This is a genomic window from Stenotrophomonas sp. YJH_SMC_29 (assembly GCF_059371235.1).
Genome location: NZ_JCAFUK010000016.1, coordinates 36,612 through 57,686, shown reverse-complemented (window position 1 = coordinate 57,686; position 21,075 = coordinate 36,612). Strand labels below are relative to the sequence as shown.

Genomic DNA, 21,075 nt, shown 5'->3' with positions numbered 1-21,075 from the left:
CCGCGCTCCGGCGACAATACGGGTCCGAGCTGTTCCCTGTTCCCGTGATCGAGTGACTGATGAGCGCCTCTTTCGTTTCGCCTGATGTGATCCGCCGCCTGTTCGCGCAGGCCATGTCCCGCATGTACCGCACCGAAGTGCCGCTGTACGGCACGCTGGTGGAACTGGTGGAGCGGATCAACGCGCAGGTGCTTGCCCAGGACCCGGCACTGGCCGCGCAGCTGCAACGCAACGACGAGCGTGCGCGCCTGGACGAGGAGCGCCACGGCGCGATCCGCGTCGGCACCGCCGAAGAGCTGGCCACGTTGCGCCGCCTGTTTGCAGTGATGGGCATGTACCCGGTCGGCTACTACGACCTGTCGGTGGCCGGCGTGCCGGTGCACTCCACCGCGTTCCGGCCGCTGACCGGCGCGGCGCTGGCGCAGAATCCGTTCCGCGTGTTCACCTCGCTGCTGCGCCTGGAGCTGATCGAAGACGAAGCCCTGCGTGCCGAATCGGCGAAGATCCTGGCACGCCGCCGCATCTTCACCGACGGTGCGCTGGCGCTGATCGACCAGGCCGAGCGTGACGGTGGGCTGTCGCAGGCCGACGCCGAGCGCTTCGTCGATGAAGCCCTGGAGACCTTCCGCTGGCACGGCGATGCCACGGTCGACCTGCCGACCTACCACGCGCTGCACAACGCGCACCGGCTGGTGGCCGACGTGGTCAGTTTCCGCGGCCCGCACATCAACCATCTGACCCCGCGTACGCTGGACATCGACGCCGCGCAGGCGGCGATGATCGAGCACGGCATGGCGGCCAAGGCGGTGATCGAAGGCCCGCCGCGCCGCGCCTGCCCGATCCTGCTGCGCCAGACCAGCTTCAAGGCGCTGGAAGAGGCCGTGCATTTCCCGGATGCGGACGGTGGCGATGCCGGCACCCACACCGCGCGCTTCGGCGAGATCGAACAGCGCGGCCTTGCGCTGACCCCGAAGGGCCGCGCGCTGTACGACCAGCTGCTGTCGCAGGCACGTGATGCCGGCGGCGAAGGCAGTACCGGTGGCGACTACGGCCAGCGCCTGCAGGCGGTGTTCGCCAGCTTCCCGGATGACCATGACACGCTGCGCCAGGAAGGATTGGGCTACTACCGCTACCAGCTGACCGACGCCGGCCGCGCCGCGCCGGAGCGCGTGGCCGATCTGCCGGCCGAAGTGCTGGTGGCCGCGGGCCTGGCCACGGCTGACCCGATCGTCTACGAGGATTTCCTGCCGGTCAGTGCCGCGGGTATCTTCCAGTCGAACCTGGGCGGCGAAGAACAACGCGCGTATGCCGCACATGCCAACCGCGAGGCGTTCGAGCAGGCACTGGGCGTGGCGGTGAATGACGAGTTCGAGATCTACGAGCGGCTGCAGGCCGAATCGCTGGCGGCGTTGCGCACCGCGTAAAGGCAGAGCCGGCCGCTGGCCGGGCACCGCGTGAAGGTAGAGCCGGCCGCTGGCCGGCTGTAGGGGGAGCCGGCCAGCGGCCGGCTCTACCCGATGTCCGGACCCGGGGTCAGCCCTTCATCGTGCCGGTATCCAGCCAGCGCTGGTGCCACGACAGCGCTTCCGGCAGCAGGTGCGGGGTGTGCTTGCCGTAGCTCTCGCGGCTGGCACGGTCGAAGTAGTCCTGCAGCTGCGGTCGGAAATCCGGATGCGCGCAGTTGTCGATCAGCACCTGCGCGCGCTTGCGCGGGGTCAGGCCGCGCAGGTCGGCCAGGCCCTGTTCGGTGACGATCACCGACACGTCGTGCTCGGTGTGGTCGACATGGCTGGCCATCGGCACGATCGCCGAGATGGTGCCATTCTTGGCAGTGGACGGGCTCAGGAACGCCGACAGGAAACCGTTACGGGCAAAGTCACCCGAACCGCCAATGCCGTTCATGATCCGCGTGCCCATCACGTGCGTCGAATTGACGTTGCCGTAGATGTCCACCTCGATCATGCCGTTCATGCCGATGCAGCCGAGGCGGCGCACCAGTTCGGGATGGTTGGAGATCTCCTGCGTGCGCATGATGATGCGCTCGCGGTAGAAATCGATGTTCTCCTTGAACGTCTCGTTGGCCTGCGGGCTCAGCGCGAAGCCGGTACACGAGGCGTAGCTCAGCACGCCATCGCGCAGCAGGTCGAGCATGCCGTCCTGGATCACTTCGGTGAACGCGGCCAGGTCGCGGAAACCGCTCTTGGCCAGGCCGGCCAGCACGGCGTTGGGGATGTTGCCCACGCCCGACTGCAGCGGCAGCAGGTTCGGCGGCAGGCGGCCCTTCTTCACTTCGTGCTTGAGGAACTCGATCAGGTGCGAAGCGATCTGCTCGCTGGTCGCATCGATCGGGCTGAACGGGCTGTTGCGGTCCGGGCCGTTGGTGCGCACCACGGCCACGATCTTGTCCGGGTCGCAGCGCAGCGCGGTGTCGCCGATGCGGTCGTTGGCGTTCACCAGCGGAATCGGCTTGCGGTGCGGCGGCAGCGCGGTGCCGTAGTAGATGTCATGCATGCCGTCGACGCCGGCCGGCTGCCATTCGTTGACCTCGACGATCACCTTCTTGGCCAGGTCCAGCCAGGTCTTGTTGTTGCCGACCGAGGTGGAGGGCACCAGCGAGCCATCTTCGCGGATGGCCGAGACTTCGATCACGGCGGTATCGATCTCGCCATAGAAGCCGAACCACACGTGCTGGGCGACATGGCTGAGGTGGATGTCGATGTAATCCAGCTTGCCCTCGTTGATGCGGTTGCGCGCATCCGGATCGCTCTGGAACGGCATGCGCATGGCGATGCCATCGGCCTTGGCCAGCGCGCCATCCAGTTCCGGCGCAGTGGAGGCGCCGGTCATCAGCTTGATCTGGAAGGGCTGGCCCTGGGCGTGCACCGCTTCGATGCGGCGGGCCAGTTCGACGGGGACGGCCTTGGGATACCCGGAGCCGGTAAAGCCGCTCATGGCCACGGTTTCACCGGGCTGGATCAGCGCGGCTGCGGCCTCGGCGGAGACCACGCGGTCACGAAGACGCGCGTTGGCGATGCGATCAACAGACATGACGACAGTGTTTCTGGGGGGAAAGCCGATTATCGGCCATCCTCATCCGTACGGGGGGTTCTACCTTCGTGGAATGGCTTTTCCCCCAGGGGCTCACCCATACCCACCGGTTCTGTTTTGCAGTGCAGCGTGCAAACTGCTTTCGCAGCCCGCACGATGGCCCTGCATCCCGACGTGGGGGAGGGAGCAGAGCCCGCTGGCAGTTCGCTGCAAGCGGGCTTTTTTATTGCCTGTCGCCCCGTATGAATGCGCGGTGCCCCATTATCGGTAGTGCCGGCCGCTGGCCGGCAACCGCGGTAACGTTCGGCGTGATCAGCGGATCTGCCGGCCAGCGCCCGGCACTACCGGGTCATCGGATCTGCCGGCCAGCGGCCGGCACTACCGGGTCCGTCGCGTCCCGACCGGGTCGATACAATCCGCCCATGACTCTTGCTCCCGCAGAACTGCCCGCCGCCCTGCAGCCCCTTGTCGACCGCGCCCTGGCGCGCCTGGCGCAGGTCCTGCCCGGGCCCATCCCCACGGAATGGCTGCCGTTGCTGACCCGGCTGGCGGTAGCCAGCGACTTCGCACTGGACACCCTGGTGCGGCAACCGGCGCTGCTGGCGCAGCTGGCCGCGCCCGGCTGCCCGCCGATCCCGGCCCCGGTGCTCGACCCACTGCAACCCAGCGACTGGCCCGCACAGCTGCGGCGCTGGCGCACCGCCATGTCCACGCGACTGATCTGGCGTGACCTGGCCGGGCTGGACGACGTGGCGCAGACCCTGGCCGGCGCCACCACCCTGGCCGAGGATTGCCTGCGGCTGGCGCTGGATGCCCTGCAGCAGGAATTCGCACAGCGCCACGGCGTGGTCCGCGATGGCGACGGTGCCGCGCAGCAGCTGGTGGTGTTCGGCCTCGGCAAGCTGGGCGGCGGCGAGCTCAACTTCAGTTCCGACATCGATCTGGTCTACGCCTATCCGCACGGCGGCGAATCCGATGGCGCGCGCGCGCTGGCCGCCGAAGAGTATTTCGCCCGCCTCGGCCAGCGCCTGGCCAAGCTGCTGGACGAAACCACCGTCGATGGCTTCAGCCACCGCGTCGACCTGCGCCTGCGCCCGTTCGGCAGCGCCGGTCGCGTGGCGCTGTCGTTCGCGGCGATGGATCAGTACTTCCAGCGCGAAGGCCGCGACTGGGAACGCTATGCGTGGCTGAAGGCACGCGCGGTCGCCGGCGATATCCAGGCGGGTGAGGCGTGGCTGCAGACCCTGCGCCCGTTCGTGTACCGCCGCTACCTGGATTTCACCGCGCTCGACGGCCTGCGTGAGATGAAGGCGGCAATCACCGCCGAAGTCGCGCGCCGCGAGCTGCACGAAGACATCAAGCGCGGCGCCGGTGGCATCCGCGAAATCGAGTTCCTGTGCCAGGCGCTGCAGCTGATCCGCGGTGGCCGTGAGCCGGCGCTGCGCGAGCGCCGCCTGCTGGTGGCGCTGGACGCGCTGGTGGCCGGCGGGCAGATCGCGCCCGAGGATGGCGCTGCGCTGCGCGAGGCCTACCTGTTCCTGCGCCGCCTGGAAAACCGCCTGCAGATGCTGCGCGACGCGCAGACCCACGTGCTGCCCAGCGACGCGCTGGACCGCACGCGCATCGCCGTCGGCCTCGGCTACCCGGACTGGGACGTGCTGCGCGCGGCATTGGCTGTGCAGCAGCAGCGGGTCAGTACCGAATTCGCCGCGCTGCTGGCGCCGCGCAAGGGCCAGGCCGCGCCCGACGCGCTGGCCAACTACTGGCGCAGCCTGCCCGAAGGCAGCAACGCACCGCTGCTGGCCGAGGCGGGTTTCCTCGACGCCAATGGTGCCGACCAGTCGCTGCGCGATTTCGCCCAGGGCACCGGCGTGAAGTCCTTGTCCGACGCCGCGCGTGCACGGCTGGATCGCGTACTGCCGGCGCTGCTGCATGCGGCCACGCGTTCGCCGCAACCCGACGCCGCGCTCAAGCGCGTGCTTGGCCTGCTGCAGGCCGTGTTGCGCCGGACCAGTTATCTGGCGCTGCTGGACGAACAGCCCAGCGCGCTGGCGCGTCTGGTCGATGTGCTGGCGCGCAGCGCGCTGTTGGCCGAGCGCCTGGCTGCGTATCCGCTGCTGCTGGACGAACTGCTGGATGTGCGCGTGTCCGGTCCGATGCCCGATGCCGCCGGCATGCTGGCCGAATGCCAGCAGGTGCTGGCGGTCGAAGATCCCGAATCGGCACTGCGCTGGCTCAACGAGACGCGGCTGGCGCTCAGTTTCCGCATGGCGATGGCCACGCTGGACGGTCGCCAGGGCGCGGTGGACAGCACGCGGCAACTGGCCGAACTGGCACAGGCGGTGGTGGTCACCGTGCTGGCGATGGCCGAGGCGGACATGCGCGCCGCGCACGGCGCGATTCCCGGTGGCCGCTTCGCGATCATCGGCTACGGCAGCCTCGGTGGCCTCGAACTGGGCTTCGGTTCCGACCTGGACCTGGTGTTCCTGCATGACCACCCGGCCGGCGTGGATGCCAGCGACGGTGCGCGTCCGCTGGAGCCGGGGCGCTGGTATGCGCGGCTCGCGCAGAAGGTGATGGCGCTGCTCGGTGCGGTCACTGCCGCCGGCCGCCTGTACGACATCGATGTGCGCCTGCGCCCCGATGGCGGCAAGGGGTCGCTGGTGTCTTCGTTGGCCAGTTACACCGAGTACCAGCGCGAGCGGGCGTGGACCTGGGAACACCAGGCGCTGGTGCGTGCGCGGGGCGTGGCCGGCGATGCCAGCCTGCTGGCCGACTTCGAACAGGTGCGTGCACAGACACTGGGGCGCGAGCGCGACATGGCCACGCTGTATGCCGACGTGCTGAAAATGCGTGGCCGCATGCGCACCGAACTGGACCGCAGCGACGCCGCGCGGCTGGACCTGAAGCAGGGTGCCGGAGGCGTGGTGGACCTGGAATTCCTGCTGCAGACCGGGGTACTCGCGCGCAGCGCGCAGGTGCCGGCGCTGCTGCAGCCGCGCGACACGCCGTCGTTGATCGATGCGCTGGCGGTCGCCGGTTTCCTGCCCGATGCCACCGCGCAGGCGCTGCATGGTGCGCACGCCACGCTGTTGGACGTGGGCCTGGCCTGCACGCTGGACCGCCGCCCGCGACTGGCCCCGACCACGCCGGCGATTGAAGAGGCGTGTGCAGCGATTACGGCGGCGTGCAGAGCGGCAGAGCTGCCGTTCGCCTGAGTGCCGGATGGCGGAGGACCGCAGTTGGTAGATGCCAACCTTGGTTGGCATGAATGCAAAGCGCCAACCAAGGTTGGCACCTGCCAGGGCAATGGCGGTCAGCCAGCCGCGCGCAGCGGCGCCATTTTCCACAACAACGCGCGGAACGGGGCCAGCAGGCAGACGCCGATCGCCAGCTTCACTGCCAGGTCGCCAGCGGCCCAGCTCACCCACGGCAAGGTGGAACCGGCAAACGCGATCGACCAGAAAATGGTGGTGTCCACTGTCGCGCTGCAGGTGGTGGCCACCATCGGTGCGCGCCACCAACTGCCACGGCGCAGGCGGTCGAACACGGTGATGTCCAGCAGCTGGGCCACGATGAAGGCCGAGCACGAGGCAATGGCGATGCGCGGGGTGGCCACCCAGATCGACAGCAGCACCGCCACCGCGAAGCCGATCCACGCCACCCGGCGCGCCGGGCCCGGGCCGAAGCGACGGTTGATCAGGTTGCTGACCAGGAACGCGACCGGATAGCTGAAGGCGCCCCAGGTCAGCCAGTCGTTGATCGGGTACTGCACCAGTACGTTGGACAGCAGCACCACCGCACCCATGGCCAGTACCGCCAGCACCAGGGCGCGTGGGGTCAGCGGGGCAAACAGAGGGGCAGGACGCACGGACATGGCGAGCCAGGGGGACAAAGGGGATCGCCCATTATCCGCCCGGCCTGCGGCAAAGCCAAAACCGGTCGTTCAGCTTTACAGCGCTTCACTCATCACATCACCGGCGGCATAGGCCGTCGGCACATAGGCCAGGGTCTGGCCCTGGGCGCTCTTCACGTTCCAGCCGGCACCGGCCTCGGTGGGGTCGAAATGCACCCGTTGCCCGACCACGAAGGCCGCCGCCGGGTTCTCGCCCTGCGGCTGCACCGGCCAGCGCAGGGTGGCGGTGTGGTCGGCCTTGTCCGGTACCTGCAACTGCACCTGGCGCTCGCCCGTGGGCGTGGTCTCCACCTTCTTCACTTCCATCGGCGGCAGCGGCACCGCCTTGGTGCGGGTCGCCCTGGCGTTGCGCTCGCTGGCCTTGAACGGTGCCTTGGACAGTTCGGACAGGCCCATCGACGCCGCCAGCGGCAGCGACAGCACCACGAACGAGGTCACGATCACGCTGGCCTCGCTGCTGTTCAACTGCGGCGCGGCGCCGGCATGGACGGTGGGCACCAGCAGCGCCGAGAGCAGCAATGCAGTGGTGGGAACGCGCAGGCAACGGAGCATGGAGACCTCCTGGTCAGCGTGGGGCGGCGGCTCAGCGCCGGGTGTCAAAGATGTCGCGCGGGCCGGTGGCCTCGGGCAGGTATTCCAGCGGGCGGCCCTGGTTGTCCTTCAGCTGCCAGCCCTGGTCGTTGCCGGTCGGCTCGAAGTTCACGGTCTGGCCCACGGTGAACTGCACGGCAGGATCGCCGATGCCGCGCGGGTACTGCATCGATGCCGTGTTCTGCGGGTCGTTGGCATCACGCAGCAGCACTTCGCGGCGGCCGTCGACGGTGGTGGCGATGGCGCTCACCTCCATCTGCGGCAGCTTGATCTGCTGCGGGCGGGCCAGCGGCCGGCCGGCGTCGGCCGCATCCTGGGCTTCCTTCGCCGCGGCGGCGCGGGCCGAGGCCACCATCTGCGTGGACATTTCCAGGCTCGGTCCCTGCGGACCCGGGTCATGGATGATCACGATGCGGCGTTCGGCGTGGGCGGCCGTGGACCAGGCCAGGCCGGTGACGATCACCGTCGACAGTACAGAGGCAAGCAGCGGACGCATGTCGTTCTCCTCAGGGAAATCAGGGGGCGGCGGCGGTGGCACCGGCCACCGGCACATGGGGGATCACCAGTTCCTGCTGCAGCTGGCTGCGCTGGTGCAGGAAGTCGAACACCGATTCCACCGTCACCACCGAATAGTTGCCAGAGATGCGTTCGCCGGCCGGATGGTCGGTGGTGGTGGCGTTGGCCACGAACAGGCGCGCACCCACGCGCTTGCCGAGGCCGATGTGCAGCACGCTGGGCTGGTATTTGTGCTGGCGCAGCCAGTGCTGCGCCTGTTCGCGCTTGACGATGGCCGGCGTGCCTTCGGCCTGCGCCATCGCCGCCGCCAGCACTTCCAGCACCCACTGGTTGGAGTTCTGGTAGTCGGTGGCGAACGGGTAGGCAACCACGTTGTACTTCGTTTCGTGCAGCGCCTTGGGCTGGATCGAGGGCGACACCAGCATCGCGCGCAGGGCCGCACGCAACGGCGCCGACGGTACGCCAATGCGCAGGTCGGTATGGCCGCCACTCTCGCCGACAAAGTTGCCCAGGCCCTCGTGGTACAGCTGCGAGCTGTCGGTCTTGCAGCGGTTGAGCAGGTGCATCGCACGCCAGCGGCCGTCGTCCTCGCGCAGCAGGAAGGCCAGGTGGCTGTGGCGCAGGCCGTAGCGGCTCAGGTCCTGGCCACCGCGCGCGGCGACCACGACGTCCACGTCGGGCAGCGCGTCCAGCCGTTCGGCGGTGGTCCAGGCCACGTCCAGCATCGCCGCCTGCGAGGCCACGCTGGGGGAGCGCTCGCGGCAGGCGGTGCTGTTGGCCCAGGCTGGTGCGGCCAGCAGCAGGCTGGCGATCAGCAGCAGGGCGCCAGGCAGGCGGGAAAAACGATCCATGTCGATACCTTCAACGGCGGGCAGGCCCGCGCGCCGATCATACGCTGCTCGGCGCAACGGGCGATCCACGCCCTTGCGCCGCGCGATCGGGTCGTGCCGGCCGCTGGCCGGCAACGGCAGGGTTTGGCAATGCGTGCGGCGTTGCCGGCCAGCGGCCGGCACTACCGTGATGCCAGGTGCGGCGTTGCCGGCCAGCGGCCGGCACTACCGAGATGCCAGGTACAGCGTTGCCGGCCAGCGGCCGGCACTACCGAGATGCCAGGTACAGCGTTGCCGGCCAGCGGCCGGCACTACCCCAATGCCAGGCGCTGCTTCACTTCCGCCGCCACCCGCGCGGTTTCGCGCAGCGGTTCGATGCGGTCGTACTGCCAGTCCAGCCAATGCGCCTGCAATCGCCCACGCGCGCGCAGCTGCTGCTGGAAGCGCGCCAGGCGGCCCTGCGCGGTACTGGCCAGCGCCACCATCACCGGCATGCGCGTGGCGCACGCCTCCGAGAGCAGGTTCACCGAATCGGGCGAGACCACCACGCGGTTGGCCCAGCCGAGCAGGCCACCATAGGGATTGGTGCCGTCGCCGCCATCGCCCCAGATCACGTGCGGCAGGTCGGCGAATTTCGCACGCAGGACCTCGGCCAGGGCCGGCGGCGTACGACGCGAGGTCGTTGCCAGCAGGCTGCCGCCTTCGCTGCGGATCTGCTCGGCCAACGCCTGGAACACGCCGACCATCGCGGTCTCGTCCCACGGTGCCAGCGGCGTCGGCCCACCGACCAGCAGTGCGGTGCGCGGGCCGGGCAGGGTACTGAAGCCGGCGAACGCGGCGCGGCCCCAGGCCAGCCAGTCATCGTCCACCGGGTTGAGGCTGCCGAGCAAGGTCAGCACGTTGCTGCCGCGCAGGGCATCGTGTTCGGGCACCACCACCACGTCCCAATGGCGGGCGCTGATGCGCGGGTCGAGGATCTGCACCACCTGGCTGCCGCGTGCACGCAGCACGCGCAGCGCGCCAGCGGCCTGGCGCCCGCAGCCGATGGCCAGCGCCGGCGCCTCGTTGGCTAGTGACGCAAAGGCCTCGCCGTAGCCGTTGACATCGCCGGGCAGGCGCCGCGGCGACAGCCAGCGCCAGGGCGCACGCGGTTGCAGGAGCAGCGGTCGGTGGGTGCCCTGGCGCAGTGCCGAGGCCAGCGCGACCGCCTGGCGGACATTGCCCGCGCGGCCGTCAGTGACCGTCCACGGCGCGCTCGATCGTTTCACCATTGGCATTAATTCGTTTCAGCCCTGCTGGGTGTTGCAACAGTCGCGACACTCTACACTGCGGCTCGTCGTTTCGCCCCGCGCCGCCCGCGGGCACTGACTTCCCTTCGCCGCCCTGGAGATCCACCGATGTCCCACGCGCTCGACGCCGCCGCCCTCGACCAGCTGTTCCGCACGGCCCGCACCCAGAACGCCTTCCTCGACAAGCCGGTCCCCGAGAGCCTGCTGAAGGAACTGTACGACCTGGTGAAGTGGGGCCCCACCGCGGCCAACACCACGCCAGCCCGCTTCGTCTTCGTCACCTCGAAGGAGGCCAAGGACAAGCTGGCCCCGGCGCTGTCCGAAGGCAACCTGGCCAAGACCATGGCCGCGCCGGTCACCGTCATCATCGGTTTCGACCTGGACTTCCACGAGAAGCTGCCGTACCTGTTCCCGCACACCGATGCCAAGGCCTGGTTCGACGGCCCGCAGCAAGGCCGCCACGAAGCCGCCATCCGCAACGGCAGCCTGCAGGGCGCCTACCTGATCCTGGCTGCGCGCGCGCTGGGCCTGGATGCCGGCCCGATGTCCGGCTTCGACCCGGCCAAGGTCGACGAAGCCTTCTTCGCCGGCACCTCCATCAAGTCGAATTTCCTGGTCAACCTGGGTTACGGTGACCCGGCGGGCCTGTTCCCGCGCCTGCCGCGCCTGTCGTTCGACGAAGCGGCGCGCATCGCGTAAGACGCTGTATCGGTTTCGGGCCCGCCGTCGTGCGGCGGGCTCTTGCTGCACCGTGTACCCACCCTACGATCCGGAGAGTTCCTCAGATGAGCGCCACCCGTAAACTGCTGCTGCCGCTGGCCCTGACCCTGGCCATCGCCGCCTGCTCCAAGCCGGCCGACACCGCTGCCCCGGCGGCCGATGCTGCCGCCCCGGCCACCACCGAGCAGGCCGCCACCCCGGCGGCTGATGCCGCTGCTGCCGCGCCGGCCGCCGAAGCGATCAAGATCGCCTCGGGCACCTACAAGCTGGACCCGAGCCACACCGACGTGCTGGCGCAGTGGAGCCACTTCGGCTTCTCCAACCCGAGCGCGCACTTCGGCAACGTCGAAGGCACCCTGGTGTACAACGCCGAAGACGTGACCAAGTCCACCGTGGAAGTGAAGCTGCCGCTGAGCGGCCTGAACAGCTTCACCGCCAAGTTCGACGAGCACCTGAAGAGCGCCGATTTCTTCGACGCCGCCAAGTTCGCCGATGCCACCTTCAAGAGCACCAAGGTGGAAGCGGCCGGCACCAACAAGCTGACCGTCACTGGCGACCTGACCATCAAGGGCATCACCAAGCCGGTCACCCTGGACGTCACCGTCAACGGCGGCGGCGAGCACCCGATGGCCAAGGTTCCGGCCGCCGGCTTCGATGCCACCACCACCCTGAAGCGCAGCGATTTCGGCGTCGGCGCCTACGCCCCGAACGTCAGCGATGAAGTGAAGATCCGCATCACCACCGAAGCCACCGGCGAGAAGCGGGCGGCTTGATGTACCCGACTCACTCGTCGTGAGAAGGCAGAAGGCCCGCTGAAAAGCGGGCCTTCTTTTTTGGGGTGCGGGTGGAGCCGGCCGCTGGCCGGCTGCTTGCGAGGCGCCCGATCACGAGGGGTTGCCGGCCAGCGGCCGGCACTACCCTGTCGGTGGGGGCGGCCCCCTCCGAAGCAGGAGTGCTCAGCGCAATGCGCCCAACCATGCCACGCACGCTTCGCTCGGGCTCTGCTTGGCCTTCACCGCCAGCCCGCTGGCCCGTGCGAACGTCTGCGCGGCCTGCGCCACCACCTGGCGCGCGATCAGCGCCGCCTGCTTGGTGGCCGCCTGTTGCTTGCGCAGCTGCACGATGTGCACCGACGGGCGGCCTACCGGCGCGTACTTCTGGTCACGGCGCAGCACGTCGGCCACCTGCGCCACTTCGAATTCGGCCTGCAGGTAGCGGTGCTGCGCCGCCACCAGCTCGCGCAGCGGCGCGCGCAGTGCAGCGCTGTCGGCGAACGCGGCCAGCGCCGCATCGCAGGCGGCGTCATCGGCAAAGCGGGTACGCAGCGCATCCACGCCGGCCAGGGTCAGTTTGGCCATGGGGGCCTCGTTGCTGCAAGAAAGGAGCGCGATTGTCGCATTGCTTGGTGTGCTCCGGGCCGGGAGGCCTCCGCTTTGGTAGAGTCGACTGCTAGTCGACTGCTCTTGGCGCGATGCCGGAAACCCCCGCGCTGCGCACGATAGTCGACTAGCAGTCGACTCTACCTGGCTGGCATTTCAGGCGCAGCCGCACCCACGGAAGGAAGACCCATGCAGGACGCGCAGTACTGGTTGAACGAGTTCTGGTCGGGCCTGAGCGTGCTCGATCTGCTGGGCGGCAGCGTGCTCGGTACGCTGCTTGGCCTGGTGCTAGGCATCCTCGGCTGGCGCTGGCTGCACCGTCGGGGTTGGTTGCAGCGGCGCAAGCGCTGGCATCACTGGCTGCTGGCCAGCTACGTGGTGCTGCTGCCGCTGGCCACGGCCTTCTTCGGCCTGCAGCTGGGCTTCACCGCCGGTGCGCACCGCGCGCTGTTCAAGCAGCTTGATCATTTCCAGCCGCACCTGCAGACCCTGGTGGAAGGCTGGAGCGAAGGCTTCACCGACTCGCTGGACGACCCGCGCATGCGCGAGGCATTGCGCAGCCAGGGCACGGTGGGCGATGTGGCCGACACCATCGCCTCGGCTTACCTCAGCGAACATCCGCTGCCCGGCCTGGACCGTCTTGGCAACGGCCCGTTGGCGCGCGGTACCGGCTGGGTGATCGGCAAGGTGCGCGAAGGCCTGCTGCGCGGCATGGTGGAAGACACGCTGGTGGACAAGGCCGGCACCCTCGGCCTGGAACCCAAGGTGGTGCGCGAGGCGCTGACCATGCATGTGGATGAGCTGCTGCACACCCGTGGCGTGCTGCGGCTGGTGAAGGCGCAGATCAACGGCATGATGCCCGGCGTGTACTTCGGGCTGCTGTTGCCGCTGCTGGTCGTCGCACTGCTGGTGGCGCTGGAGATCTGGGCCGCGCAGCGGTTCGGGTGGACGCGGCAGATGGTAGTGCCGGCCGCTGGCCGGCAACTGCAGGTTCTTGCCGAGGGTTCATGAGGTTGCCGGCCAGCGGCCGGCACTACCCTTCGGAGGGCGTGCGGACCAACGGTCCGCACCTACCGTCCTTTGATCAATCGCCGTCGGCTTCGTCCGGGTGGGCCTTCCAGTAGCCGGTCGAGCGGATCCAATCGCGCGGCACGCCCAGGTGGCCTTCGATGAACTTGCGCATCATCCGTGCGCGGCGCGATTCGGTGGCGATCCAGTAGAAGACATCACCGTCCGGGGCCTCGAAGTCGGTCAGCATGTCTTCCAGCAGCGTGCTGCTGGCCGCCGGGAAGCCGTTGCGCTCCAGCCAGTGGATGCGCACGTTCTCGTACTGCGGCAGGTCCTGGCGCTCGGCCTCGTCGCGCACTTCGATGAAGGCCTGCACTTCGGCACCGTCCGGCAGCACGTCCAGCCAGCGGGCGATGGCCGGCAGTGCGGTCTCGTCGCCGATCAGCACGTAGGCGTCGTAGGTGTCGGCCACCACGAACGAGCCGCGCGGGCCGCCGATCACCAGCGTGTCGCCCGGCTGCGCGCGCTCGGCCCACGGCCCGGCGACGCCCTGGTCGTGCAGCACGAAGTCGATGGCCAGCTCGCCAGCCTCGTGGTCCCACGCGCGCGGGGTGTAGTCGCGCGACGGCGAGGGCGCCTTGCCGTCCGGGTAACTGCGGCCTTCGGCGGTCAGCACCGGCAGCACCATCTCGCCGCTGGCGTTGGGGAAGAACAGCTTGATGTGGTCGTCGGCACCGGGCGAATCGAAGCCGGCCAGGTCGTCGCCGCCCAGCACCACGCGGCGCATGTGCGGGGTGACTTCTTCGGTGCGCAGCACGGTCAGTTCACGGAAGCGCACATCCAGGCGCAGGCGCGTGTTGTTGTGTTCGGTCATGGGGTTTTACCTGTAAAGGTGTCGCGCGGGCGCGCGCGGCATGGGGGGAGACCTGGCTGGATTCAGTCTGGCTGGGTCGTTGAAAGGGGTGATGCCTCGCTACCGGCAGTACCGTTCAGCAGGGCGGACGCCCGGCTCAGCAGCGCCGCCACCTCGTCCGCCTCGCCCTCGGCCCAGCGGCCGTGGTGATGCACCAGCGCCCGCTTGAACTCGCGCAGGGCAGTGGCCAGCGGCGGCGGCAGCGAGGCCTTGGTGATCTCGCGGGCACGGTCGAAGGCACGTCGCTGCGCCAGCCGCACCTGGGTGCGCTGCACCTTCAGCTCGAACTCGCCGGCAGCGGTGATGCGGAAGATCCGCCTGCCGTCCACTTCCTCCGCCTCGATCCAGCCGGCCTGCTCGAAGCTGGCCAGCAGCGGGTACATGGTGCCGGCGCTGGGCGTATAGGCTTGCATGAACTGGTTGCTGATCAGCTGCATCAGCTCGTAGCCATGGCGTGGCTGCTCGCCGATCAGGGCCAGCACCAGCAGGCGCAGGTCGCCCCGGCTGAGCACCCGTGGCTGGCCGTTGCGGCGCGGCACATCCGGATCGGTGGAACGGGCTCTGGGAGAAGACGTACGGCTCATTTCGATATATCGGTAAACGAGTGTGCAAACGATATATCGATAGCGCGAGCCCGGCAATCATCGATCCGGCCACAAGCGCGTCTGTTTTGGGCCACGGCCCGTCCGCGCACCGCTCCAGGCGACGCGGCGGTCGCCCGCGGCAATCCAGGGGTGCGACACGTTGTCGCCGGTCAAGCGCCCGCGCCCGCGGTCGATACCGCAGGGTGCGCGGGCGCCGCACAACCGTCATCGGCCGCAGTAACACTGCGTCCTGCACATGGTGGCTCCGGGTCCAGCGCGACAGCCGGGCACCGGCTCCAAGGTGCCGCAGTACCCGGAAACAAGGGCCTGTCCTGCCGCCGGACAGGCCGGGACAGGCCTTGCGGACACTGGCCGCATGCGTCCATACGCCAGCGTAGCCAAGTGACGAAAGCCCTTGGTGCGCTACACTTTGCGGTCTAGAAATCTATACAACAGTCGCGCGCGTGCGTGCGGTAATGGGAGCGCTAATGAACTGGTTGAACGAGGTGCTGAACAACGACCCGAATCCTGTGGAAACCCAGGAGTGGATCGAGTCGTTGAAGGCCGTTATTGATGTCGAGGGCTCCGAGCGCGCGCATCAGCTGCTGGAAGGCATGGTGGAACTGACCCGTCGTTCGGGCGCCTACCTGCCGTTCTCTCCCACCACCGAATACGTCAACACCATCGAACCGCAGTTCGAGGCCAAGAGCCCGGGCAACGCCGAGCTGGAATGGCGCATCCGTTCGATCATCCGCTGGAACGCGATGGCCACCGTGGTGCGCGCCAACCGCAAGCCGGGTGACCTGGGCGGCCACATCGCCTCGTTCGCCTCCGGCGCCACCCTGTACGACGTGGGCTTCAACCACTTCTGGCGCGCCCCGAGCGAAAACCACCCGGGCGACCTGCTGTTCATCCAGGGCCACAGCGCCCCGGGCATCTACGCGCGTTCCTTCCTGGAAGGACGCATCAGCGAAGAGCAGCTGGACAAGTTCCGCATGGAAGTGGACGGCGGTGGCCTGTCCTCGTACCCGCACCCGTGGCTGATGCCGGACTACTGGCAGACCCCGACCGTGTCGATGGGCCTGGGCCCGCTGGCCGCCATCTACCAGGCGCAGTTCATGCGCTACCTGGAAAACCGTGGCCTGATCGAGAAGTCCGACCGCAAGGTGTGGTGCTTCATCGGCGACGGCGAGAGCGACGAGCCGGAAACCCTGGGTGCCATCGCCCTGGCCGGCCGTGAAGGCCTGGACAACCTGATCTTCGTGGTGAACTGCAACCTGCAGCGCCTGGACGGCCCGGTGCGCGGCAACGGCAAGATCATCCAGGAACTGGAAGGCGTGTTCCGTGGCGGCGGCTGGAACGTGATCAAGCTGCTGTGGGGCGGTTACTGGGATGCCCTGCTGGCCAAGGACACCAACGGCGTCCTGAAGAAGCTGATGATGGAAACCGTCGACGGCGAATACCAGAACTGCAAGGCCTTCGGCGGCGCGTATACACGCGAGCATTTCTTCGGCAAGTACCCGGAAACCGCCGCGATGGTGGCCGGCCTGAGCGACGACGACATCTGGCGCCTGAACCGTGGTGGCCACGACCCGCACAAGGTGTACGCCGCCTACCACCAGGCCGTGAACACCAAGGGCATGCCGACCGTCATCCTGGCCAAGACCGTGAAGGGTTACGGCATGGGCAGCGCCGGTGAAGCGCTGAACCCGACCCACCAGACCAAGAAGCTGGACGACGAGGCGGTGCGCCACTTCCGCGACCGCTTCAACATTCCGGTGACCGATGCGCAGCTGGCCGACGGCCAGGTGCCGTTCTACCACCCGGGCCCGGATTCGCCGGAAGTGCAGTACCTGCAGGAACGCCGTGCCGCGCTCGGCGGTTACCTGCCGCAGCGCCGCCGCAAGGCCGACAAGACCTTCGTGGCGCCGAAGCTGGAAGCCTACGAGCGCCTGCTGAAGAGCAGCGGCGAGCGCAGCTACTCCACCACCATGGCCTTCGTGCAGAGCCTGAACATCACCCTGCGTGACAAGGAGCTGGGCCCGCACATCGTGCCGATCGTGGCCGACGAAGCCCGTACCTTCGGTATGGAAGGCCTGTTCCGCCAGATCGGCATCTACGCGCCGTTCGGCCAGAAGTACAAGCCGGTCGACGCGGACCAGCTGATGTTCTACCGCGAAGACCAGAGCGGCCAGGTGCTGCAGCAGGGCATCAGCGAGCCGGGTGCGATCAGCTCGTGGATGGCCGCTGGTACCAGCTACTCGGTCAGCAACGTGCCGATGCTGCCGTTCTACATTTACTACTCGATGTTCGGCTTCCAGCGCGTGGGCGACATCGCCTGGCAGGCTGCCGACATGCGTACCCGCGGCTTCCTGCTGGGTGGCACCGCCGGCCGCACCACGCTGAACGGTGAAGGCCTGCAGCACGAAGATGGCTTCAGCCACCTGGTGGCCGGTGGCATCCCGAACGTGCGCAGCTACGACCCGACCTTCGGCTTCGAAGTGACGGTGATCCTGCAGCACGGCACCAAGCGCATGATGGAAGACCAGGTGGACGAGTATTACTACGTCACCCTGATGAACGAAAACTACACCCACCCGGAAATGCCGGAAGGCGCGGCCGAAGGCATCGTCAAGGGCATGTACCTGCTGACCGACGCCGGCAAGCCGAAGAAGGGCGAGCTGCGCGTGCAGCTGCTGGGCTCGGGCACCATCCTGCGCGAAGCGATTGCCGCGGCCGAGCTGCTGGACAAGGACTTCGGCGTGACCGCCGACATCTGGTCCTGCCCGAGCTTCAACGAACTGCGTCGCGATGGTTTCGACGTGGAACGTGCCAACCGCCTGCATCCGGAAGGAGAGCAGCGCAAGGCCTACGTGACCGAGCTGCTGGAAGGCCGCCAGGGCCCGGCGATTGCCGCCACCGACTACGTGCGTGCGTATGCGGACCAGATCCGCGCGTTCGTGCCGATGTCGTACACCGTGCTGGGTACCGATGGTTTCGGCCGTTCGGATACGCGTGCGAACCTGCGCCGGTTCTTTGAGGTTGACCGCTACTACATCGCGCATGCCGCGATTGCGGCGCTGGCGAAGGAAGGGAAGATGACCGCGAAGGATGTGGCCCGGGCGATCAAGCAGTACAAGATCGATCCTGAGAAGGCTAATCCTGTTGGGGTTTGATCTATAGAAAGTTCTCCTCCTCCCTCTGCTTAGGGGGGGAGGAGGTTGAAGCCAAGGGAGGCCCTATGCTGCACGGAAATAGCCAGCTTCTTGTTGATACTCTTGAATCCCTCGAGTTATTTGAAAATCGCTATTCAAATTTGCAGCTAGTTAACGTGCCGATATCGGGCCCAAAGCGCGGCTTCTTCTCTCTCATTTTTCGCGCAAAGGATGAGTTAACTGGAAATGAAGTTGCCTTGAAGTTCTTCGATCTGGATCCCAACAAGGCGGATGTTTATCGAATAAAGAGCTTTGAGAGAGAGCATGAAATTCTAACCAGACTCATTGGCGCACCCAGGTGTCTTCAGGTTCTTTCAAATTTTAATACTTACAATCTGCAAGCCGCCGTTTCAGGTGGGATTGTCATCACTCTTCCAGCCAGTTACTTTGCAGTTGATTGGCTCGATGATGATATAGATGAGTATTTTCAAAGCCAGGGCACCAAGCCTGCGATCGAGAAGCTAAAAATATTCAATGAGGTAGTGCTTGCTGTGGAGAGCCTTCATTCAAGGGGGGTTTTTCATCGAGATCTCAAGGCTGATAATTTCCGGGCCCAGCAACGAATCGATGGTCGTGAAGTAGTCGCGATCGACTTGGGGACAGCGGCTCGCTACGACTCCGCACCAATTTCGTCCAGTTACGGTGGACCAGTTGGAATGTTGATGTACTCTGCTCCAGAGGCGTTCTGTGGATTATCGGGCGCACGAACGGTTGCGCCGTTGAGCGACGTTTTCGCTCTAGGATGCATGCTGTTCGAATTATTTCACCATGATGATTTTCCTGCTGCATTTAGGCGGGTCAATTCGGACTTTGACGTTAGGTTCGCAGCTCTCCGATCGAAAGTTGGGTCGGAGGTTTCAGTGGAAGCTAAGTTGAATTCTTGGTCTCGAGAGGCGCCCAAATTGCTTCATGGATTGAGTCCAGTCACTCTTAGTGGCGCAGGCTCAAGTGCTCCACTGTGCATTGCGGATATTCTTACTTCGCTCGTCGGTAGAATGACGGTCCCGGATTTTCAGCAGCGGACCATCAGCTTTAGAAGGATTCGTGAAGTTTCCTGGAATGCAATACGTATTATTGAAAATCAACAGCTTGCCAAGAGAAAAGCGAAGCAAGCTGCAGATAGGAGGGCCGCGAGGGCCGCAAAAGCTGCAGCTCGCGCTCAACGCGTTATCGGGTTGCGGAATTTGGACTCGGCGAGGGTGTGATGGATGAGATTAAGGAAACTCAAGGCGTTCCCTCTCTTTCGGCAACACCTGCGAGATTTGAGGTTGTCTTTACGGACGATGCGAGCAACCCTCTAACGCTCGTGTCGCCGCCATTGGCTGACATCAATGAGATGCAGATGCTGGGTGAGAATTCATTCTCATTGAAAGTCGATGGAAATCACAACGAACATCTTCGCGAATCTGCCCAGGCTCATCTGGCATCGATGCTTCAGAAGTTCGATAGGTTCAAATATTCAGCGACATTCCATAACCGGTTGGCGAACCTCCACTCTATCCTTGGAAATTTAGTTGAGGAGTCCGCAGCCGTTCGTGCAGCGATAGATTTGGAAGATTCGGCAATTTTTTCTCGCAAGCTTGGCGAGGTTTCGGCTCGTCAAGGGAGAATTGATTCTGCGAAAGAGATACTCGCCAAAATCGCTGGTGAAGATTCCATTGCTTCGCTGAGGCTGGCGGCGTTCAGTGTTCGCGAAGGCGATTTGAAGGCAGCTAAGTACTGGCTAACTATAGCGTTGGATGTCAACCCATCCGGCTACTCGGAAAGATTGTTCCAGGGAGCTCTATTCATCGTCGAGCGGCGGTTCAAGGAAGCTATTGGAATTTTGAAGATTGCGGTGGACGAACGGCCAAATTCTTCAGTGGCATACTGCAATCTTGGCCTGGCATATCTTGGTCTTGGTCAGATTAGACAGGCGTCAAAGTGTTTGAAGAGATCAATTTCTCTGGATCCATTCAATCGAAATGCCCTGTTGCTATATGCGGATATTAATGCTCAGCTTGGTTTGGATGACGATGTAATTCCCGTCCTCCGATATTTTACTGAATTTGAGCAAAAGGACCCGGCAATCTGGGAGCGCCTTGCTAGATCCCTGCTGAAAGTTGGGCTGATAGACGATAGTGTTACTGCCCTGAAGTGCCAAGGCGCAGTCAATCCCACAGCTGGTGTCTGGAACAACTTGGGAGTTGCGTATGCGCGCAAGAAGGATCATGCGCGAGCGCTTCAGGCCTTCAAGCAGGCACTTCACTCCGAAAGTGAAGGCGGACTTGCACTTGATCTCTTGATAACTCGGAATTCAGCCCATTTGCTCTCGTCCGTCGGGCAATACGAGCAGGCGCTTGCGATTACTTCTCATGTAATTGCACAAGATCAAGATTATGATCTTGCGGGAGATTCTGAGTTCTGGGATATATACTCATCTCATGTGAATTCACTAATTAAGTTGAAGCGTTTTGATGAGGCGTTTGAAGTTACCGCTAATTTAATCGGCGCAGAAAGAATATCAAGTGACTTGGCTGTCTGGATTGCCTCCGCTGAAGCCGCGCATTTGGGTGTAAACAGAAATAATGACGCCAGGCTCGCCAGTACTCTTTACTGGTTTAAATCTAGATGTCCTGACTATTTTGTTAATGACAAGGTCGCTATAAATAACATCGCATTCGGCTTCGCCGAGATTGGTGCGTTGGATGATGCACTAAGGCTAATTGGCCATGTATCTTCATACGTTCATTTTGACCCCTATGTGACTGCAACAATGGGGTTGATAAATATGAGGAGGATGAAGAGAGAGAAAGGGGAGGCTCTCTACAAGGAGGCGATTCATCTGGCTAGACGGCCGTTTGACAAGTCTAGGATACGCCAAAAAATGAATATTGAGATTGCTAAAACCTATCTCTCTACTGATGTGAAAAAGGCAGTTAGATACTTGGGCAAGGCTTCAGGCGAGAGGTTGGGAGAGGATGTTTTGCGGCGGCAAGCACTGCAATTGGCCAAAGTTATTTCACGTCAGTAGGTAAGGGCGCAACTTGCTGCGTCCCGGGCTTCGTCGTATGGTGATCCGACTGA

17 protein-coding genes are annotated in these 21,075 nt (G+C 65.3%); 8 read left to right on the top strand and 9 right to left on the bottom strand.

Annotated elements, in window-relative coordinates:
• The first annotated feature begins 59 nt into the window (after positions 1 to 59).
• Positions 60 to 1,424, top strand: coding sequence for a 2-oxoadipate dioxygenase/decarboxylase HglS (gene hglS, locus AC5P9I_RS16455; RefSeq protein ID WP_053461998.1), 1,365 nt, complete (start codon positions 60 to 62; stop codon positions 1,422 to 1,424).
• Between the two features lie 109 nt (positions 1,425 to 1,533).
• Here hglS and scpC read toward each other — a convergent pair whose 3' ends face one another.
• Positions 1,534 to 3,048, bottom strand: coding sequence for a succinyl-CoA:acetate CoA-transferase ScpC (gene scpC / locus AC5P9I_RS16450; RefSeq protein WP_049412239.1), 1,515 nt, complete (start codon positions 3,046 to 3,048; stop codon positions 1,534 to 1,536).
• A gap of 422 nt (positions 3,049 to 3,470) precedes the next feature.
• Here scpC and glnE point away from each other — a divergent pair, with 422 nt between their 5' ends.
• Complete coding sequence (glnE, locus tag AC5P9I_RS16445; protein ID WP_130768634.1) at positions 3,471 to 6,266, top strand: bifunctional [glutamate--ammonia ligase]-adenylyl-L-tyrosine phosphorylase/[glutamate--ammonia-ligase] adenylyltransferase; 2,796 nt, start codon at positions 3,471 to 3,473, stop codon at positions 6,264 to 6,266.
• Positions 6,267 to 6,364: 98 nt separating this feature from the next.
• Here glnE and AC5P9I_RS16440 read toward each other — a convergent pair whose 3' ends face one another.
• From AC5P9I_RS16440 to AC5P9I_RS16420, 5 genes are all read right to left on the bottom strand, one after another.
• Positions 6,365 to 6,925: a queuosine precursor transporter gene (locus AC5P9I_RS16440; protein WP_057494557.1), complete on the bottom strand. Its 561-nt coding sequence runs from the start codon at positions 6,923 to 6,925 to the stop codon at positions 6,365 to 6,367.
• A 75-nt stretch (positions 6,926 to 7,000) separates the two neighbouring features.
• On the bottom strand, positions 7,001 to 7,516 hold the full coding sequence (locus AC5P9I_RS16435) for a hypothetical protein (protein ID WP_053462000.1): 516 nt from the start codon (positions 7,514 to 7,516) through the stop codon (positions 7,001 to 7,003).
• A gap of 31 nt (positions 7,517 to 7,547) precedes the next feature.
• Entirely contained in the window at positions 7,548 to 8,051 is a 504-nt protein-coding gene (locus AC5P9I_RS16430; RefSeq protein ID WP_057494566.1) for a hypothetical protein, read from the bottom strand.
• A gap of 19 nt (positions 8,052 to 8,070) precedes the next feature.
• Complete coding sequence (locus AC5P9I_RS16425) at positions 8,071 to 8,922, bottom strand: DUF2145 domain-containing protein (RefSeq protein WP_130768635.1); 852 nt, start codon at positions 8,920 to 8,922, stop codon at positions 8,071 to 8,073.
• 290 nt (positions 8,923 to 9,212) lie between these two features.
• Positions 9,213 to 10,172, bottom strand: coding sequence for a mitochondrial fission ELM1 family protein (locus AC5P9I_RS16420; RefSeq protein WP_130768636.1), 960 nt, complete (start codon positions 10,170 to 10,172; stop codon positions 9,213 to 9,215).
• Between the two features lie 126 nt (positions 10,173 to 10,298).
• On the opposite strand from AC5P9I_RS16420, the gene AC5P9I_RS16415 reads away from it, so the two are divergent.
• Together AC5P9I_RS16415 and AC5P9I_RS16410 are read left to right on the top strand one after the other, a co-directional pair.
• On the top strand, positions 10,299 to 10,889 hold the full coding sequence (locus AC5P9I_RS16415) for a malonic semialdehyde reductase (RefSeq protein WP_064237526.1): 591 nt from the start codon (positions 10,299 to 10,301) through the stop codon (positions 10,887 to 10,889).
• A gap of 86 nt (positions 10,890 to 10,975) precedes the next feature.
• The gene (locus AC5P9I_RS16410; protein ID WP_235645320.1) at positions 10,976 to 11,683 is read left to right on the top strand and encodes a YceI family protein; all 708 of its coding nucleotides are present in this window, start codon (positions 10,976 to 10,978) and stop codon (positions 11,681 to 11,683) included.
• 183 nt (positions 11,684 to 11,866) lie between these two features.
• Here AC5P9I_RS16410 and AC5P9I_RS16405 read toward each other — a convergent pair whose 3' ends face one another.
• A complete protein-coding gene (locus AC5P9I_RS16405; RefSeq protein WP_130768637.1) occupies positions 11,867 to 12,268 on the bottom strand; it encodes a hypothetical protein in 402 nt (133 codons plus the stop codon).
• A 210-nt stretch (positions 12,269 to 12,478) separates the two neighbouring features.
• Between AC5P9I_RS16405 and AC5P9I_RS16400 the strand changes: the two genes are divergently transcribed.
• Positions 12,479 to 13,300 (top strand): hypothetical protein, encoded by an 822-nt coding sequence (locus AC5P9I_RS16400; RefSeq protein ID WP_130768638.1) that lies wholly within the window; start codon positions 12,479 to 12,481, stop codon positions 13,298 to 13,300.
• Positions 13,301 to 13,373: 73 nt separating this feature from the next.
• Here AC5P9I_RS16400 and AC5P9I_RS16395 read toward each other — a convergent pair whose 3' ends face one another.
• Together AC5P9I_RS16395 and AC5P9I_RS16390 are read right to left on the bottom strand one after the other, a co-directional pair.
• Positions 13,374 to 14,171 carry a siderophore-interacting protein gene (locus tag AC5P9I_RS16395; protein WP_103281931.1) on the bottom strand — a complete coding sequence of 266 codons (798 nt, stop codon included), beginning with the start codon at positions 14,169 to 14,171 and terminating at the stop codon, positions 13,374 to 13,376.
• Positions 14,172 to 14,233: 62 nt separating this feature from the next.
• A complete protein-coding gene (locus AC5P9I_RS16390; protein ID WP_049468662.1) occupies positions 14,234 to 14,794 on the bottom strand; it encodes a PadR family transcriptional regulator in 561 nt (186 codons plus the stop codon).
• Between the two features lie 488 nt (positions 14,795 to 15,282).
• On the opposite strand from AC5P9I_RS16390, the gene aceE reads away from it, so the two are divergent.
• The 3 genes from aceE to AC5P9I_RS16375 all read left to right on the top strand — a co-directional run bounded on the left by aceE (position 15,283) and on the right by AC5P9I_RS16375 (position 21,022).
• Positions 15,283 to 17,970 (top strand): pyruvate dehydrogenase (acetyl-transferring), homodimeric type, encoded by a 2,688-nt coding sequence (gene aceE, locus AC5P9I_RS16385; protein WP_012478970.1) that lies wholly within the window; start codon positions 15,283 to 15,285, stop codon positions 17,968 to 17,970.
• Positions 17,971 to 18,035: 65 nt separating this feature from the next.
• On the top strand, positions 18,036 to 19,214 hold the full coding sequence (locus tag AC5P9I_RS16380) for a protein kinase domain-containing protein (protein WP_130768639.1): 1,179 nt from the start codon (positions 18,036 to 18,038) through the stop codon (positions 19,212 to 19,214).
• Positions 19,214 to 21,022 carry a tetratricopeptide repeat protein gene (locus tag AC5P9I_RS16375; RefSeq protein WP_130768640.1) on the top strand — a complete coding sequence of 603 codons (1,809 nt, stop codon included), beginning with the start codon at positions 19,214 to 19,216 and terminating at the stop codon, positions 21,020 to 21,022. The genes AC5P9I_RS16380 and AC5P9I_RS16375 overlap by 1 nt, the downstream gene beginning before the upstream one ends.
• Positions 21,023 to 21,075: the final 53 nt, after the last annotated feature.

Coding starts and splice junctions, on each gene's coding strand:
- AC5P9I_RS16405 (WP_130768637.1), bottom strand. CDS start 12,268: ATGGCCAAACTGACCCTGGCCGGCGTGGATGCGCTGCGTACCCGCTTT.
- aceE (WP_012478970.1), top strand. CDS start 15,283: ATGAACTGGTTGAACGAGGTGCTGAACAACGACCCGAATCCTGTGGAA.
- AC5P9I_RS16430 (WP_057494566.1), bottom strand. CDS start 8,051: ATGCGTCCGCTGCTTGCCTCTGTACTGTCGACGGTGATCGTCACCGGC.
- AC5P9I_RS16420 (WP_130768636.1), bottom strand. CDS start 10,172: ATGGTGAAACGATCGAGCGCGCCGTGGACGGTCACTGACGGCCGCGCG.
- AC5P9I_RS16435 (WP_053462000.1), bottom strand. CDS start 7,516: ATGCTCCGTTGCCTGCGCGTTCCCACCACTGCATTGCTGCTCTCGGCG.
- scpC (WP_049412239.1), bottom strand. CDS start 3,048: ATGTCTGTTGATCGCATCGCCAACGCGCGTCTTCGTGACCGCGTGGTC.
- glnE (WP_130768634.1), top strand. CDS start 3,471: ATGACTCTTGCTCCCGCAGAACTGCCCGCCGCCCTGCAGCCCCTTGTC.
- AC5P9I_RS16380 (WP_130768639.1), top strand. CDS start 18,036: ATGCTGCACGGAAATAGCCAGCTTCTTGTTGATACTCTTGAATCCCTC.
- hglS (WP_053461998.1), top strand. CDS start 60: ATGAGCGCCTCTTTCGTTTCGCCTGATGTGATCCGCCGCCTGTTCGCG.
- AC5P9I_RS16415 (WP_064237526.1), top strand. CDS start 10,299: ATGTCCCACGCGCTCGACGCCGCCGCCCTCGACCAGCTGTTCCGCACG.
- AC5P9I_RS16400 (WP_130768638.1), top strand. CDS start 12,479: ATGCAGGACGCGCAGTACTGGTTGAACGAGTTCTGGTCGGGCCTGAGC.
- AC5P9I_RS16395 (WP_103281931.1), bottom strand. CDS start 14,171: ATGACCGAACACAACAACACGCGCCTGCGCCTGGATGTGCGCTTCCGT.
- AC5P9I_RS16440 (WP_057494557.1), bottom strand. CDS start 6,925: ATGTCCGTGCGTCCTGCCCCTCTGTTTGCCCCGCTGACCCCACGCGCC.
- AC5P9I_RS16410 (WP_235645320.1), top strand. CDS start 10,976: ATGAGCGCCACCCGTAAACTGCTGCTGCCGCTGGCCCTGACCCTGGCC.
- AC5P9I_RS16425 (WP_130768635.1), bottom strand. CDS start 8,922: ATGGATCGTTTTTCCCGCCTGCCTGGCGCCCTGCTGCTGATCGCCAGC.
- AC5P9I_RS16375 (WP_130768640.1), top strand. CDS start 19,214: ATGGATGAGATTAAGGAAACTCAAGGCGTTCCCTCTCTTTCGGCAACA.
- AC5P9I_RS16390 (WP_049468662.1), bottom strand. CDS start 14,794: ATGAGCCGTACGTCTTCTCCCAGAGCCCGTTCCACCGATCCGGATGTG.